General features: G+C 66.9%; 13 protein-coding genes. 9 read left to right on the forward strand and 4 right to left on the reverse strand.

The window, feature by feature from the left end; translation table 11 throughout:
- From ACO1P8_RS07605 to ACO1P8_RS07630, 6 genes are all read left to right on the forward strand, one after another.
- On the forward strand, positions 1–596 hold a 596-nt coding region (locus ACO1P8_RS07605; RefSeq protein WP_486295287.1), incomplete at its 5' end, for a thiolase family protein.
- A gap of 5 nt (positions 597–601) precedes the next feature.
- Positions 602–1,030, forward strand: coding sequence for a Zn-ribbon domain-containing OB-fold protein (locus ACO1P8_RS07610; protein ID WP_486295288.1), 429 nt, complete (start codon positions 602–604; stop codon positions 1,028–1,030).
- A 9-nt stretch (positions 1,031–1,039) separates the two neighbouring features.
- Complete coding sequence (locus ACO1P8_RS07615; protein WP_486295289.1) at positions 1,040–2,581, forward strand: class I adenylate-forming enzyme family protein; 1,542 nt, start codon at positions 1,040–1,042, stop codon at positions 2,579–2,581.
- Entirely contained in the window at positions 2,578–3,750 is a 1,173-nt protein-coding gene (locus ACO1P8_RS07620; protein ID WP_486295290.1) for an acyl-CoA dehydrogenase family protein, read from the forward strand. The genes ACO1P8_RS07615 and ACO1P8_RS07620 overlap by 4 nt, the downstream gene beginning before the upstream one ends.
- Positions 3,747–4,787, forward strand: a complete 1,041-nt coding sequence (locus tag ACO1P8_RS07625; protein ID WP_486295291.1) for an acyl-CoA dehydrogenase family protein — start codon at positions 3,747–3,749, stop codon at positions 4,785–4,787. Before ACO1P8_RS07620 ends, ACO1P8_RS07625 begins: the two co-directional genes overlap by 4 nt.
- 435 nt (positions 4,788–5,222) lie before the next feature.
- Positions 5,223–6,269 (forward strand): DNA-binding protein, encoded by a 1,047-nt coding sequence (locus ACO1P8_RS07630; protein WP_486295292.1) that lies wholly within the window; start codon positions 5,223–5,225, stop codon positions 6,267–6,269.
- Between the two features lie 26 nt (positions 6,270–6,295).
- Here ACO1P8_RS07630 and ACO1P8_RS07635 read toward each other — a convergent pair whose 3' ends face one another.
- The gene (locus ACO1P8_RS07635; protein ID WP_486295293.1) at positions 6,296–7,723 is read right to left on the reverse strand and encodes an NAD-dependent succinate-semialdehyde dehydrogenase; all 1,428 of its coding nucleotides are present in this window, start codon (positions 7,721–7,723) and stop codon (positions 6,296–6,298) included.
- Positions 7,724–8,051: 328 nt separating this feature from the next.
- Here ACO1P8_RS07635 and ACO1P8_RS07640 point away from each other — a divergent pair, with 328 nt between their 5' ends.
- The gene (locus ACO1P8_RS07640; protein ID WP_486295294.1) at positions 8,052–9,035 is read left to right on the forward strand and encodes a Bug family tripartite tricarboxylate transporter substrate binding protein; all 984 of its coding nucleotides are present in this window, start codon (positions 8,052–8,054) and stop codon (positions 9,033–9,035) included.
- Positions 9,036–9,128: 93 nt separating this feature from the next.
- On the forward strand, positions 9,129–10,244 hold the full coding sequence (locus ACO1P8_RS07645) for an iron-containing alcohol dehydrogenase (RefSeq protein ID WP_486295295.1): 1,116 nt from the start codon (positions 9,129–9,131) through the stop codon (positions 10,242–10,244).
- A gap of 16 nt (positions 10,245–10,260) precedes the next feature.
- On the opposite strand, the gene ACO1P8_RS07650 is transcribed toward ACO1P8_RS07645, so the two are convergent.
- Complete coding sequence (locus tag ACO1P8_RS07650) at positions 10,261–11,154, reverse strand: LysR family transcriptional regulator (protein WP_486295296.1); 894 nt, start codon at positions 11,152–11,154, stop codon at positions 10,261–10,263.
- Positions 11,155–11,334: 180 nt separating this feature from the next.
- On the opposite strand from ACO1P8_RS07650, the gene ACO1P8_RS07655 reads away from it, so the two are divergent.
- Positions 11,335–12,534 (forward strand): lysozyme inhibitor LprI family protein, encoded by a 1,200-nt coding sequence (locus ACO1P8_RS07655; RefSeq protein ID WP_486295297.1) that lies wholly within the window; start codon positions 11,335–11,337, stop codon positions 12,532–12,534.
- A 90-nt stretch (positions 12,535–12,624) separates the two neighbouring features.
- Here ACO1P8_RS07655 and ACO1P8_RS07660 read toward each other — a convergent pair whose 3' ends face one another.
- Positions 12,625–13,938 carry a type II toxin-antitoxin system HipA family toxin gene (locus ACO1P8_RS07660; protein ID WP_486295298.1) on the reverse strand — a complete coding sequence of 438 codons (1,314 nt, stop codon included), beginning with the start codon at positions 13,936–13,938 and terminating at the stop codon, positions 12,625–12,627.
- 14 nt (positions 13,939–13,952) lie between these two features.
- On the reverse strand, positions 13,953–14,297 hold the full coding sequence (locus ACO1P8_RS07665; protein ID WP_486295299.1) for a helix-turn-helix transcriptional regulator: 345 nt from the start codon (positions 14,295–14,297) through the stop codon (positions 13,953–13,955).
- Between the last annotated feature and the right edge of the window lie 128 nt (positions 14,298–14,425).

Raw genomic sequence — 14,425 nt, forward strand, 5'->3', positions numbered from 1 at the left:
ACCTGCAGTCGCGCGTGATCTCCGATCCGCTGCGGGTACTGGACAGCGTGATGTTCTGCGATGGCGCCAACGCGTTCATCGTGACCAGCGCGGCGAACGCCAGGCGGCTCGGTCTAAGGAACATGGTGTACCCGGTGGCGTACGGCGAAGTCACGAACTTCAACGGCGCCGACCCGGTGGCCGACATCACCCAGACCGGCTTCGGCAGGATCGGCCCGGAGGTGCTGCGCAGGGCGGAGCTCGCGCCCCAGGATGTGCGGATGTTCCAGCCGTACGACGACTTCACCATCGCCGTCATGATGCAGTTCGAGGCCTTCGGCTTCTGCGAACGCGGCGAAGGCGCTGCCTATACCCTGCGTACCGACCTGTCCTTCGATGGCGACCTGCCCTTGAATACGGGCGGGGGCCAGATCTCGGCCGGCCAGCCGGGCCTGGCCAGCGGCGGATTGAACCTGGCCGAAGCCGTGCGCCAGATGTTCGGCGAGGGCGGCAGCCGGCAGGTGAAGGATCCGTGCAACGCATTGGTCACCGGCATCGGCGTGATTCCCTACGGCCGCAACTGGGGCACCAGTTCGGCCATGGTCCTGGAGGCATGACTACCATGAACGACAACATAGCCGCGGGGGCGCCGGCGCGTCCCATACCGAAACCAGGTGTCTACGTGGACACCCAGCCGTTCTGGGACGGCATCGCGCAGGGCAAGCTGGTGCTGCAGTATTGCACCGTCGCCGGACGCTTCCAGCACTATCCCAAGCCGGTCAGCAGCTACACGGGCCGGCGCACCCTGGAATGGCGGGAAGTATCGGGGAAGGGCACCATCTATGCCGCCACGGTGGTACGCATTCCGGGGCCCGGCGTGGAGGGGCGCATACCCTTATGCGTCGCCACGGTGGAGCTCGACGAAGGTGTGCGCATCATCGCCAACCTGCTGGGTTGCGACCCCGCCGAGATGGCGGTGGGCAAGCGGGTCAAGCTGGCGGTCGACCACCTTGCGCCAGGGCATCCCTATCCGGCGTTCGAACTGGAATAAGGCGACGTCATGCGGCTCGAACAATTCCTGGCAGCGCATGCGCTGCGCTTTCCCGGCAAGACGGCGGTGAAATGCGGCAACCGGTCCCTGACGTACGCCGAACTGCTGGCCACCTCCCGGTCGCTGGCCGCGGGCATGCGGCGATCGGGGGTAGGGCCGGGCGACCGTGTCGTGGTTTACCTGCCCAACTGCATCGAGATCGCGCAGGTGCTGTACGCCGCCTTCTGGCTGGGGGCGCTGGTTATCCCGGTGAACACGCGCAATACGCCACGCGAGCTGGCGTACTTCGCGCGGGATAGCCAGGCCTGCATGCTGGTATTCCATGCGGACGACGCGCCGGCCATCGAATCCCTGGGCGACGGCTTGGGCGGCCTGCGCCGCGTCGTCGTGGACGGTGCCGCGCATGACGCGCAAGCCCTGGCGACGCTGATGCGGCCCTCCGACGAGCGCCTGCCCGATGTGCCGCTGCATCCGGACGATGCGATGATTCTTTACACGTCGGGCACGACGGGCCAGCCGAAGGGCGCGATCCTGACGCACGCGAATTTCGTCATCGGCAACGCTTTCATTAACGCGGTGGAATGGGGCATTACGGCGGATGACGTCTTCCTCGTCACGACGCCGCTGGCCCACCGCACCGGTCTGGCGCGGCTGATGAATTCCATGGGCCTGGGCGCGACGCTGGTGGTGATGGAACGTTTCGATGCGCGGCAGGCCGTGGACATCATCGAGCGCGAGCGCGTCACGGCCGCCGGCATGGTGCCCACGGTCGCGCGCATGCTGATGCCGATCCTGGAAGAACAGGCATCGCGCTGCGCGAGCCTGCGCCACATCATCGTAACGGGCGAGGCCTTTCCGATCGAGCTCAAGCGCCGGATGATAGAGAAACTGCCTGGCGCCCGGCTGCATTCCTTTTTCGCCATGACCGAAGTCGGATCGGTCACGGTCCTCAATCACGAGGAGCAGTTCACCCATCCCGGCTCGGTGGGCCGCGTGACGCCCGGTGTGGAAGTCAAGCTGGTCGACGAGCGGGGGCAGCGGGTGTCCGTCGACGACGTCGGTGAAATCCTGGTCCGCGCCGGCGAGGCCGGACGCTTCACGACCATGCGTGGCTACTACGGGCGGCCCGAGGCGACCGCGGAAACCATCGTGGACGGCTGGGTGCATACCGGCGACATGGGCCGCTTCGATAGCGACGGCTACCTGTATATCGTGGATCGCAAGAAGGACATGGTGCTGAGCGGCGGCTTCAATATCTACACCAAAGAGGTGGAACAGGCGCTGGCCGAGCATCCTGCCGTGGCCGATGTGGCGGTGGTCGGCGTGCCGGACCCCATCTATGGCGAGGCAGTGGCCGCGTTCATCGAACTGTGCCCGGGGGCGACGCTCAGCGTGGAGGCTGTCCAGGCCCATGCGCGCGAACGGATCGCCAGCTACAAGAAGCCCAAGCATGTCTTCTTCGTCGAGGCGCTGCCGCGCAGCGGCGTCGGGAAAGTCCTGAAACGGGATCTGCGGGAAATCGCCCTGTCCAGAATGGTGCAAGCCGCATGACGCTCAGAACCGAAACCGACGGGCAGGCGGCTTTCCGCGCGGAGGTGCGGGCCTGGCTGCGTGAACATGTGCCGGCATCCTTGCGTCATGCGACGTTTCGTCCCTCGCCGGAACAGGCGATGCAATGGTACCGGACGCTGTCGCGGCGCGGCTGGATCGCCCCGCATTGGCCACGCGAATACGGCGGGATGGGGGCCACGCCGATGGAGCAGTTGATCCTGATGGAGGAGATGGCGCTCGCGGGGACGCCCGACATCCCCACCCAGGGGCTGAACCACATCGGACCGCTGCTGATCTCGCGCGGTACCCCCGCGCAGCGGGCGCGGCACCTGCCGGCCATCCTGGCGGGCGACGCAATCTGGTGCCAGGGCTATTCCGAACCCGGCGCGGGCTCGGACCTGGCCAGCCTGTCCACGCGGGGCCAGGTACGCGACGGGCACCTGGTCATCAACGGGCACAAGATCTGGACGACGTGGGGACATCATGCGGACTGGATGTTCGCGCTGGTGCGCACTTCGAATGAAGGCAGGCCCAGGGACGGGATTACCTTCGTCCTGATCCCCATGGCTACCTTCGGCATCCGGCGGCGTCCCATACGCACCATCGCCGGCGATGACGAATTCGCGGAGGTCTTCCTCGACGATGTCGCGGTGCCGCTGGATAACGTGGTGGGCGACGTGGGCCGGGGCTGGGAAGTGGCAACGGCGGTCCTCAGCGAAGAGCGTCTGCGGATCGGTTCGCCGGCGCAGGCGCTGCGGGCCCGTGAACGGCTGCGCATGATGCTGCGCGCCGCGCCGGCGACCCAGGTACCGGCCAGCGTGCGCGAAGAGGCGGCGTTGGCCGAGGTCGAGGTGCAGGCCTTGTGCGCGGCCTACCTGGAGGCGGCCGAAGCCGCGTCCGGAGAGGCGCGGGAAGGCGGTGTGGACAGCGCCTATTTGAAGCTGCTGGCCACGGACACCGTGCATCTGCTGCTGGACCTGGCGCGGCGTGTCGCCGGCCCGGGCGCGGCGCTGCGCGATCCCTCGCGCCGCGGCGAGGACCTGCTCGACTCCACGCAGATGTTCCTGCAGGCCCGCCGCCTGAGTATCTATGGCGGTAGCAGCGAGGTGCAGCGCGGCATTATCGCGGCTCGGGTACTGGACCTGCCGGCCGGGGGGAGCAAGCGATGAACATGGAATATGCCGCGCAGCTGCGGATGATAGGCGAGAGCGCCGCGCATTTCGCTGCCGGCCAGGGCGGCGCGGCGGCCGCGCGTGTCGTCCAGGACGGCGGTACGGCGTGGGATATGGCGGCCTGGAAAGACATCGGCGCCCTGGGCTGGTTCGGCATCGCCGTAGAGGAACAGCAAGGCGGCCTGGGCCTGTCCGCACCCGCGGCAGTCGTGGTCGCCCAGGAGGCCGGGCGCGCGCTGATGATGCCGCCGGTGGCGTCGGGCATCGCCGTCGCGGCCATTTTGGCCCAGGCCGGCGATGCGGCAGGGCAGGTCCTGGATGACGTGCTTGCCGGACATGTCCTGGCCGTGCCGGCACCGGTCGCGGCGGCGGAAGACGGGGTGCGCGGCGCCACGCTGGTCCCGGACGCAGGCAGGGCGACGCATTGGCTGCTGGCCACCGAATGCGAAAGCGCTTTCGAGGCCCGGCTGGTCGCAAAGGGGGCGCCGGGAACGCAATGCGAGACGCGCCCGGCCGTGGACGGGACCGGGCTGGCCGACATCCGGGTCAGCGCGTCCGCGTGGGAGGACGCGCCTGTCATGCTGGATGGCGTACACGGCCCGGCTGCATGGCGGCAGGGCCATCACCTGCTATGGCTGCTGGACGCTGCCTATCTGAGCGGCCTGACGGAAGCCGCGCTGGAGCTGGCGCTGGAATACATGCGGCTGCGCCGCCAGTTCGGCGTGCCCATCGGCAGCTTCCAGGCCCTGCAGCATCGCGCCGCGATGTGCCACGTGGACGGCAAGGCCACCCGTGCGCTGGTCCACGAGGCCGCGCAAGCGTGGGGTGGGGCACGGCAGGCCTGGGCGGCCGCCGCCGCCTACCACCGCGCCGCGGCGTCCGCCCTGCGCGTGACGAAGGAAGTCATCCAATTCCATGGCGCCATCGGTTTCGCGGATGAGCACGACGCGGGCCTGTTTCTGAAACGCGCGATGACCGTGGGCGCGCGTCATGGACGGGACGTCCGTCAGGTATTGATGGGCGGGATGGAGTAATTCCCCAGGGATACGGAGTATCCGTCCTCCGCGGTTGGCCTGGTGGCCCAGGCAACCGCGATTCCGCATTGGCGCGCGGTACGCGGGGCGCAGCGATCCCCCGTGCTGCCGGGCCGGCCGAGATCTCCATGTGCCGCCCGAAGGCGGCCGCCGGGATACCCCATAACTATTTCCCCAGCATCGCCGCCCATGGGCGGCTCCGTTGCACGAGCGGCGTCCTTTTCGCTGATCCTTTCCGTACGCTGCACGTATTTCGCGATCGAGTGTATGATATACTACATGTAATGTACGATATAAATCTATCGGCGTGATTCTGCTTTGGATAACTATCCCTTATCGCAACTTATCGTCGATGGCGCGGCCCGGAGATGTGTCGACCGGTGGGAGACTGCCGGAGCCCCTTCACCACGTACGGTTTTCCCATAGAGATTGCCCATGGCCATTACCGAACTGGACGTGCACGGCGCCGCCGACGCGTTGTTGCGCGAGGGCGAGCGCCCGACCATCGAACGCGTCCGTCTGAAACTGGGACGCGGGTCTCCCAATACCATCACTGGCTTTTTGAACACCTGGTTTGCCGGTCTGGGCGAACGCCTTGCCGGCGCCCGCGACGCCACGCTGCCGGACCCGGTAGCGAAACTGGCGCAGGAAGTCTGGCGCGCGGCGATCGAGCAGGCGCGGCGGCAAGCCGAGACGCATCAGTCCGAGGTGGCCGCCGAGCTGGCCGGGGAACGCGAACGCCTGGCGGCCATGGAGGAAGCGCTCCACCAGGGCCAGGAGCGCTTGCAGGCCCGCGAGGCCGACCTGGAATTGGGTTTGCAGGCATTGCGCGAACAAGTGGTGGCGGCGCAGGACGCCGCCTACACCGCCGCGGTCCGCTTGCAGGCCGAACAGCAGCAACTGGCCGCGGCGCGCGATGCGCTTGCGCAGGCGCGTGCCGAAGCCGGGTCCTTGCGCGGCCAACTCGTCGATGTGCAGACGCATCAGGCGCGGGCGCTGGCCGACGCGCAGGATAGGCATGCGGCGCAAGAACGCAGATGGTTGAACGACCTGGATGCGGAGCGCCAGCTCACCAAGCGCCTGAATGCCGAGCTGGAGCGCATGCGGCAGGCGGCCGACCGCGATCGGCAAGCCGCGGAGCAGGAAAGGCAGGGCGCGGAACGGCAGCGGCAGGCGGCCGAGCAGGCGCGTGGCGAAGCGCAGGCCCTGGCCGCGGAGCTGCAGAGCGAGTTGCGCCGCGCGTTGCGGACGGAGACCTCGTTGCGCGAGGAACTGGCCGCCGCGACGGCGCGCCTGGGCGCGGCGGAGACCGCAGCGGGCGTGAACGAAACAGCCGCCGCGCGGCGCGAAGCCGATCTGCTGCGTCAGGTCCGGGAGCTATCCGCGCAGTTGGCGGCCAGGGAGAAGCAACTGGACGAATGGGCGCGATCCCTGGCGCCGCGCCGGGCCGCGCGCCGCGATACCAAGCCGCAGGCCGGCTGACACGGCGCGGGTGCTTCGCCTGCCTTCTACCGATGGGTAATGAACTTGGTGACCAGATAACCATCGAAGGTCTCGGCGCCGCCTTCGCTGCCCATGCCGCTGTCCTTGACGCCGCCGAACGGCATTTCCGCCGCGCCGCTGCCATAGTGATTGATGTTCACCATGCCGGCTTCCAGCGCATTGGACGCCAGGGTCGCCGTCCTTAGCGATTCCGTGAAGACGTAGGAACTCAGCCCATACGGCAGGGCGTTGGCCAGCCGTATGCCGTCCTCGAACGTATCGAAGGGTGCCACGGGCGCGATGGGGCCGAAGGGTTCCTCATGCATCAAACGCGCATCGGCCGCGAGGCCCGCGACGACGGTCGGCGCGAAGAACGATCCGCGCGTACCGATGCGGGCGCCGCCCGTCAGCACTTCGCCCTTGCGCTGCCGCACGTCTTCCATGAAGCCTTCCATCGCGGCGACGCGGCGGTCGTGCACCAGCGGCCCCATGTCCACGCCGTCCTCCAGTCCGTCGCCCACCTTCAGCGCGCGTGTCACCTCGACGAACCGTGCGACGAAGCGATCGTAGGCCTTGCGCTGCACGAAGAAGCGCGAAGGGGATATGCAGACCTGCCCCGCATTGCGCATCTTGAATCGCGCCAGCAGGTCGGCCGCCCGCTCCAGATCGGCGTCGTCGAACACGAGGACGGGCGCGTGCCCGCCCAGCTCCATGGTCATGCGCTTCATGTGGCTGGCCGCCAGCGCGGCCACCTGCTTGCCCACCACGGTGGAGCCGGTGAAAGACACCTTGCGCACGATGGGCGAGCGGATCAGGTAGCCGGATATATCGGCCGGCACGCCCCACACCAGGTTCAGGCAGCCGGCCGGCAGGCCCGCGTCGTGCAGGGCGCGCACCAGCGCGATGACGCCGCTGGGGCTGTCTTCCGGGCCTTTGATGATGAGCGTGCAGCCGCTGCCCAGGGCCGCGAAGACCTTGCGCGCAGCCTGTCCGATCGGAAAATTCCAGGGCGAAAAAGCCACGCATACGCCCACCGGTTCGCGCTGCACGAACTGGCGCACATCCGCCTGGCGCGGCGGAATCACGCGGCCGTAGATACGGCGGCCTTCCTCCGCGTGCCAATCGGCGTGTTCGGCGCTCTTGTCGGTTTCGGCCAGTGCCTCGGATAGGGGTTTGCCCTGGTCCAGGGAGATATTGCGGGCGATCTCGCCGACACGCTCGCGCAAAAGGTCGCCGGCCTTGCGCAGGATGGCCGACCGTTCCAGGGGCGAGGTGCGTTTCCAGGTATCGAATGCCTGTTGCGCCGCAGCCAACGCCTGGTCCAGGTCTTCCGTGGTGGCATGCGGCAGGTGGCCCAGGACTTCGCCGTTGGCGGGATTCGTCACGGGCTGCGTGGTTCGCCCGTCGGCGGCGATAAAGCGTCCGTTGATGTAAAGGGCCGGATGTTCGTACATCGTTGTGTCTCCTGTTGTTTCGCGGCGCCTGGAATGCGACGGGCTATGGTAGCAACGGCGCGACGGCGCCGATTTCTTTTTGGGAACGCCACCCTTCTCGTTTGGAAAAACCGGGCCCTCGCGGTGCCGCGGGCCGGATAGCGGGACGGCATGTGGGCAGGCATGCCGCGGCGGGACCCTTGCCCGGCGGAGAACTGCGATGTTCCAAAAATTCAATGCGCCCGCCCGTGGCATGGCCATAATCTTGCGTGGTATCCGGTCCAAGGCCGGATGTCATGGCAGCCGGCGCAACGCGGCGCCGCGAAAACAAAACCAAATGGAGACATTCATGGGCCCGATCCGCAAGCTCAAGCACCTCTTTGCCGCCGTGGCGGCCGTTGCCGGCGTGGCGCTGGCGCACCCCGCATGGGCCGACTACCCCGACCGTCCGGTTTCGGTCATCGTCGGATTTCCGGCGGGCGGCTCGGCGGACCCCTTCGCGCGGCTGTTCGGCCAGGAGCTTTCCAAGAAATGGGGGCAGCCCGTCGTCGTCGAGAACAAGGCGGGCGCCAATGCGCTGATCGGTACCGGCTATGTGGCCAAGGCCGCGCCCGACGGCTATACGCTGCTGGTGGCGCTGGGCAACCATACGATGAATCCGGCAATGTACAAGAACATGCAGTTCGACACGTCCAAGGATTTCGCGCCCATCGCGCTGCTGGCGCTGGCGCCCAACGTGCTGGTGGTTCGCAACAACTTCCCGGCCAGGGACTTCAAGGAATTCCTGGAGGTGCTCAAGCGCAACCCGGGCAAGTTCACGTATGCGTCCTCCGGCAATGGGGGGACGCCCCATCTGGCGGGGGTGCTGTTCAGCCAGAAGACCGGTACGTCCATCCTGCACGTGCCGTACAAGGGCGCGGCGCCGGCGATCGCCGACCTGATGGGCGGCACGGTGGATATGTCCTTCGCGACGCTCAGTTCGGCGCTGCCGCAGATCAAGGCAGGCAAGATCCGCGCGCTGGCCATCACTTATGACAAGCGCGTGCCGCAGTTGCCCGATGTGCCGTCGCTCGACGAACTGGGCGTGAAGGGTGTCGACATCGCGACGTGGTACGGCTTCCTGGCGCCGGCCGGCACGCCGCCCAAGGTGATCAAGAAGATCCATGCGGACCTGGCGGAAATCGCCGCACGCCCGGCGGTGCGGGAACAACTGACGACCATGCTGGGATCGGTGGTCATTTCCGAAGGCCCGGCCCAGTTCCAGCAACGCATCGACAAGGAACTCGGCGAATGGGACGCGGTGATCAAGAAGGCCGGCCTCGCGCTGAATTGACGCCCGGTCCGCGGCATGCCGCCGCGCCCGTGGCCCCGCCCCTGCGCGTCATGTTCCTGCCTGCGTTTCCACGATTTTCAGCGAGAGGTCCGCGTGTCCATCCTACAGTTCCTGACCAAAGTGCATTTCGATTACGGTAGCCGGCGCGAATTGCCCGGCGAGCTGGCGCGCAACGGCGTGCGGCGGCCCTTGTTCGTGACCGACAAGGGCCTGATCGCCGCCGGGGTCTTCGCCATGGCGATCGAGCCTTTGGGCGGGGCCGGCGATGCGCCGGTCTTCGACGATACGCCGGCCAATCCCACCGAAGACGCCGTCGAGGCAGGCCATGCGATGTTCCGCAGCGAACGCTGCGACGGCATCGTCGCCATCGGCGGCGGTGCCTCGCTGGACCTGGCCAAGGCGATTGCCGTGATGTGCGGCGATCCCGCGCCCTTGTGGGAATACTGCAACCGCCATCCCAAGCCACGGCCGGTGGGCGCCACGCCGCCGCTGGTCGTGCTGCCCACCACGTCGGGTAGCGGCAGCGAAGTCGGCCGCTCCGCGGTCATCATCTTCCGTAACGGGATCAAGGCCGGCGTGGGGTGCCCCAATGTGGTGAAGGCCGCCATCTGCGATCCCGAACTCACGCTGGGGCTGCCGCGCTATATGACGGCCGCGACCGGCATGGACGCCCTGACGCACTGCGTAGAAACCTTCTGTTCCCCGGTCGTCAATCCGCCGGCCGACGCCATCGCGCTGGACGGCCTGAAACGGGTGTACGCCAACATCGAGCGCGTGACCGTGGACGGCAGCGACCGCGACGCCCGCTGGCACATGATGATGGGCGCCCTGGAAGGCGCGATCTGCTTCCAGAAAGGACTGGGCGCGGTGCACTCGATGTCGCATGCCTTGGGGGCGCTGAACCATCATCACGGCACACTCAACGCGATCCTGCTGCCGCACGTGATCGGCCATAACCGCGAGTGGCTGGCCGGCAAATTGCCCGCCTTGCGCCAGGCCATGGGGTTGGCGGACGACGCGGACCTGGCAAGGGTGTTCCTGGACTTGAACAGCCGGCTCGGCTTGCCTTCGGGCCTGAAGGCGCTGGGCGTGGACCCCGCGATCTTCGATGCCATCGCCGATGCCTCGCTGGCCGACAACGCCCACAAGACGAACCCGCGCCCCCTCGCCAAACAGGACTATCTCGCCTTGCTGGCGGCGGCGTACTGAGCGCCGCGCCCGGCTTTCAGCCCGCGGGGGCGCGCAGGACTTCCACCAGCTCGTCGACCGCCTGGTCGCGGTCGCGGTTGTGCCGCGTGCAGACATACAGCTGCCGCTCGGCCCAGTCGTCCTCCAGCCGCAGCCATGCCAGGCCCATATCGACGAGGTACTTGCTGGCGATCGACTCGGGCAATACCGCCAGGCCCAGTCCTTCCTGCACCATGCGGCAGCGCGCCTCGAAGTTGGAGACCTGCAATCGCACGTTCGGCGGCCGCGATACCGACTGGTCGACATAGGCAAGGAACTGGTCGTAGGAATGGCGCGGGAAATAGCCGACCAGGTCGTAATCGACGGCGTCCTCCAGATGGACCGCCTTGCGGTCGGCCAGCGGGTGGCCCAGCGGGACCACCAGGCCGACCCGGTCGCGGATATACGGATGGGACACCACGCCGGGCGCCGGGTGGCGGCCGTGATAGATACCGATATCGGCCCGGTCTTCCGCCACCATGCGGGGGATTTCGTCGCTATAGCATTCCAATAGATCCACGCTGACTTGCGGGTTCGCGCGCAGGTAGCGGCCGATCTGCGACGGCAGCATGACGAGAATGGGCGAGGGCAGGCTCGCCAGGCGGATCTTGGCCATGCCGTCCACGGCATAGCCTTCCACGGCGGCTTCGGCCAGGTGCAGGCTGCGCAGGATGGCCTTGGCGCGCTGGTAAAGCAGCATGCCCGCGGGCGTCGGCTCCACGCCGCGCCCGTGCCGGTGCAATAGCACGCGGTTCAGATGGCGTTCCATGTCGGCCACCCGCTTGCTGGCCGCCGATGTCACCAGGCTTTGGCGTTCGGCGGCCCTGGACAGGCTTTTTTCCTCCACCGCCGCGACGAATATTTTCAGGGCTGGTATGTCCAGGCCGCTCATGTTGTGCTCCCCCACCGATATGCCGGCGATAGGCCGGCAAGGCGCACCAGTGTAGCCGCCGCCGCGCCTTCGTACCGCGTCACGCGCGGGCGTTTCCGAACGCTTTGCAGGTGGAGTCCCTGCGGACCGTGCGATACCCCGCGCGTACAATCCCTGTTTCCAAAAGCCGCGGGAGCGATCGTGTACGGACGGTTGGTGGGTGTTATCGGGATGTGCTTCAGTGGCATCTTGCTGTCGCTGGGAACGACGGACATCGCGCGCGCCGCATCCTTCGATTGCAGGAAGGCGTCCGGCAAGGTCGAGCATGCAATCTGCGATAACCGGAACCTTGGCTGGCTGGACCAGTCCATGGCGTCGCTCTATGCCGACGCGCGGGCGAGTTCGACCGACGAAGCCGCTGCCGCTTTGCGGCGCGACCAGGTCGAATGGCTGAAAGCACGCAATGCCTGCGTTGCGCAGCCGAACGGGGTGGACGATTGCTTGAAAGGGCAGATGCAAACGCGCATCGCCCAGTTGGATAAAGCCAAAATGCAGGCCCAGGCATCGCTGGACCAGGTGCTTGCGAAGATTCCCTCGGATCCTGTTGTCGCCGCGAATGCCTTGCGTCGCTACCATGTGGGATTGAGCGCGGCCTGGATGCTCTACCTGCACAAATTCGTGCCGGCCGCCGGCGTGACCGCGGCGCAGGCGCGGGAGAACCTGAAAATCGCCCAGGCCGCGCTGGCCGATGAACCCAACGTGTCGGCCATCATGGAAGACCTGGAGAAGGACAAGGGCGCGAACTCCGGCATCTATGTGCTGACGATGCTCAGGCTGCATATCGAGCGCGCGGGCTATGAGCCGCCGCGAGCGCCGGTGCATTGCTTCATTTTCGCGCGCCAGGACCAAGCCTACGATGCCTTCGGCCCGTTCTACGGATCTTCGCAGGACGCCGCGGCGCCCATCTGCGCTCCGCAAGGAGACCTGTTCGAACAACCCGCCTGGAAAACGCTGACGCAGGCGGTCAATCCGGCGCTGGCCAAGGCGACGCCGAAGCAGGGCACATTGCGTTTTTCGAGCTTTGCGCAGTGGAACATTCTGGCGCTGCGCGCTACGGTGTCACCGCGCGATTTCCTGAAGCCGCCCAAGGGTGAGGCGAAGGACGCTGCCGGCGAAAGCCCGGAGCAGCACATCCGCGACTGGACCGACAACGATAGCTGGCCGCAAGCCCAGCGCGAGCAGGCGTTGGCCGCAGTGGCGTCGACCGAAAACGCGACGGCACAGTGGCTGCAGTCGCAACGGGGCCTGGCGCCGGATGAAGCAGCGAAGGCTGCCCATGCCATTGTGCGGGAATGGCTGGATCAACGCGTTTCGTACATGCAGGAAGCCGGGGGCGGCTGATTCGGGGCAGGCGGCCGTCAGGGCGCTTGTGCCATGGCCGACCGGTCGCGGATATACGGATGGGACACCACGCCGCGCCGTCGTGCCGCGTCACGCGGACGGTTCGCCGATGTGCCAGGCGCTCAGGGATGCCTCGATGCGTTCGGCCTCGGCGGGCGTCATGCCCGCTTCGTCGTAATAGCGCTGCCGCTGCGAGACCACCGCACGCACGCGGTCCAGGATGGCGCGCGCCGCGTCCTCGCCGCGCAGGCCGAAGCGGCGGTATTCGGTCAGGCAATTCTCGAACGAGCTTACCCGTCCCTGCGCGCCCACGTGCAGATAGTGGCGGGCCGACCCTTCCTGTGTGGTGACGTCGAAAAGCGGCGCCAGGCGATAGGTGTCGGCGTCCTCGTCCTTCAGAAAGCCGATGTTCTTCAGATGATCGTCGGTGTTGTGCACGGCGACATTGAGCATCATGCGGGCATACAGCTCCTGCAGGTCGCGCACCGGATTGGACGAAATGCGCCGGATGACGTCGGCCAGCCGCGCATAGGAAAACGTCGCCTTGCCGCGCGGCCCGTCCAGTTCGCGTTTGCCTATCGAGACCGACGGGCTGATCAGCGCCGCGCCGCTCAGGAAATGCCGCCGCGCGACGACGGGGCCGCTGCCGTCCTTCGGCGGCAGCAGGTCGCGGTCGAAGCGGTGCGTCAGCAGGACCGCGCCCAGGTGGGTTTCGACCAGGCGGATGTGCGGCACGGTCAGCCCGATATCGCGGGCCATCCGCAGGTTGGCATATTCCACCCGCTGGCGGTCGTAGGATTCGCCCCGGCGCGGAAACTTGGCGATCCACATCTCGCCGCGGTCGTCGCGCACGATGGTCTTGGGGCGGGCGCCGCCGATGTCCCAGGAGCTGCCCAGCAGATCGCGGTAAAGCCCCTTGGGCTGGATACCCTGGTCGATGTCGGCGATCAGGTCCGCCAGCGAGTCGACTTCCGCGATTTCCGGCAGCCGGTACACCTTGCGCATATTGGGCGTCAGCAGGCGTGCGCTGAAGAAGAGGGCGCCCACGCCCATGCCGCGGCCTTTCAGCAGGACTTCGTCCTCCGGCACGCGGGCGCCGGCGTTGTCCATGCGCATGACGTTGCGGCCCCAGGCGTCCGGCGCGGCATCGAAGATCGCACCCAGGGTTTCGTAGCGGCTGGTGGTGCTGAACGTGGTGGTGGAGTCCGCCAGCGGCAGGTTCAGCGGATCCAGCGGAAAGGCGCGCGGATCGTTCACATAGGAACGCACATAGGTGAATTGCGCGAAGAAGCTGTCTTCCCCGGCATCGTCCAGCGTCAGGACGCCGCACAGCACGGCTTCCCCGCGGATATCGACGTAGACGAAAAGCTCGCTTTCCACGTCCTTGGGCTTGCGCTTGCTCATGGCGGACGAGGGCCTTACAGGGCGTCCGGGTCGGCGCGGTGGGCGTGCGGGGCCTTGCGCGAGCCTCGCGCCGGCCTGCGCACGGCATCCAGGCGCTGGCCGACCTTATCCTGTTCCGGATCGGCCAGCTGGAACAACTGTTCGCTGAAGCCGTATTGGAGCAAGGCTTCGAACAGCAGCGCGGCCGAGACGCCGCCATCGCCCTTTTCCAGCCGGACGATGGTGGAACGGGAGACGCCGATGCGCTCGGCCAGCGCGGCTTCGGTTTCGGCGCGGCGCAGGCGCGCGGTGCGCAGATTCGCGCCGACCTGGGCCAGGGCCTGGGCGGCGTCGAAGGTGGGCGCGATTTTCTTTTTCATGCATCAATAATAATACTTTCCATCGAATTATGTGTCATTAATGATTCAATGTGGTTTCAGCGCTTGTCTCATTAAAAAGCCATAAATACGGTGAATGTACTATTAATGATTCATCTTTCCTGGTCCAG

It is taken from the genome of Bordetella sp., from assembly GCF_057362025.1.

Bases quoted from the DNA above. Each gene is read 5' to 3' on its own strand.
- ACO1P8_RS07610 (WP_486295288.1), top strand. From the start codon at position 602: ATGAACGACAACATAGCCGCGGGGGCGCCGGCGCGTCCCATACCGAAA.
- ACO1P8_RS07615 (WP_486295289.1), top strand. From the start codon at position 1,040: ATGCGGCTCGAACAATTCCTGGCAGCGCATGCGCTGCGCTTTCCCGGC.
- ACO1P8_RS07620 (WP_486295290.1), top strand. From the start codon at position 2,578: ATGACGCTCAGAACCGAAACCGACGGGCAGGCGGCTTTCCGCGCGGAG.
- ACO1P8_RS07625 (WP_486295291.1), top strand. From the start codon at position 3,747: ATGAACATGGAATATGCCGCGCAGCTGCGGATGATAGGCGAGAGCGCC.
- ACO1P8_RS07630 (WP_486295292.1), top strand. From the start codon at position 5,223: ATGGCCATTACCGAACTGGACGTGCACGGCGCCGCCGACGCGTTGTTG.
- ACO1P8_RS07635 (WP_486295293.1), bottom strand. From the start codon at position 7,723: ATGTACGAACATCCGGCCCTTTACATCAACGGACGCTTTATCGCCGCC.
- ACO1P8_RS07640 (WP_486295294.1), top strand. From the start codon at position 8,052: ATGGGCCCGATCCGCAAGCTCAAGCACCTCTTTGCCGCCGTGGCGGCC.
- ACO1P8_RS07650 (WP_486295296.1), bottom strand. From the start codon at position 11,154: ATGAGCGGCCTGGACATACCAGCCCTGAAAATATTCGTCGCGGCGGTG.
- ACO1P8_RS07660 (WP_486295298.1), bottom strand. From the start codon at position 13,938: ATGAGCAAGCGCAAGCCCAAGGACGTGGAAAGCGAGCTTTTCGTCTAC.
- ACO1P8_RS07665 (WP_486295299.1), bottom strand. From the start codon at position 14,297: ATGAAAAAGAAAATCGCGCCCACCTTCGACGCCGCCCAGGCCCTGGCC.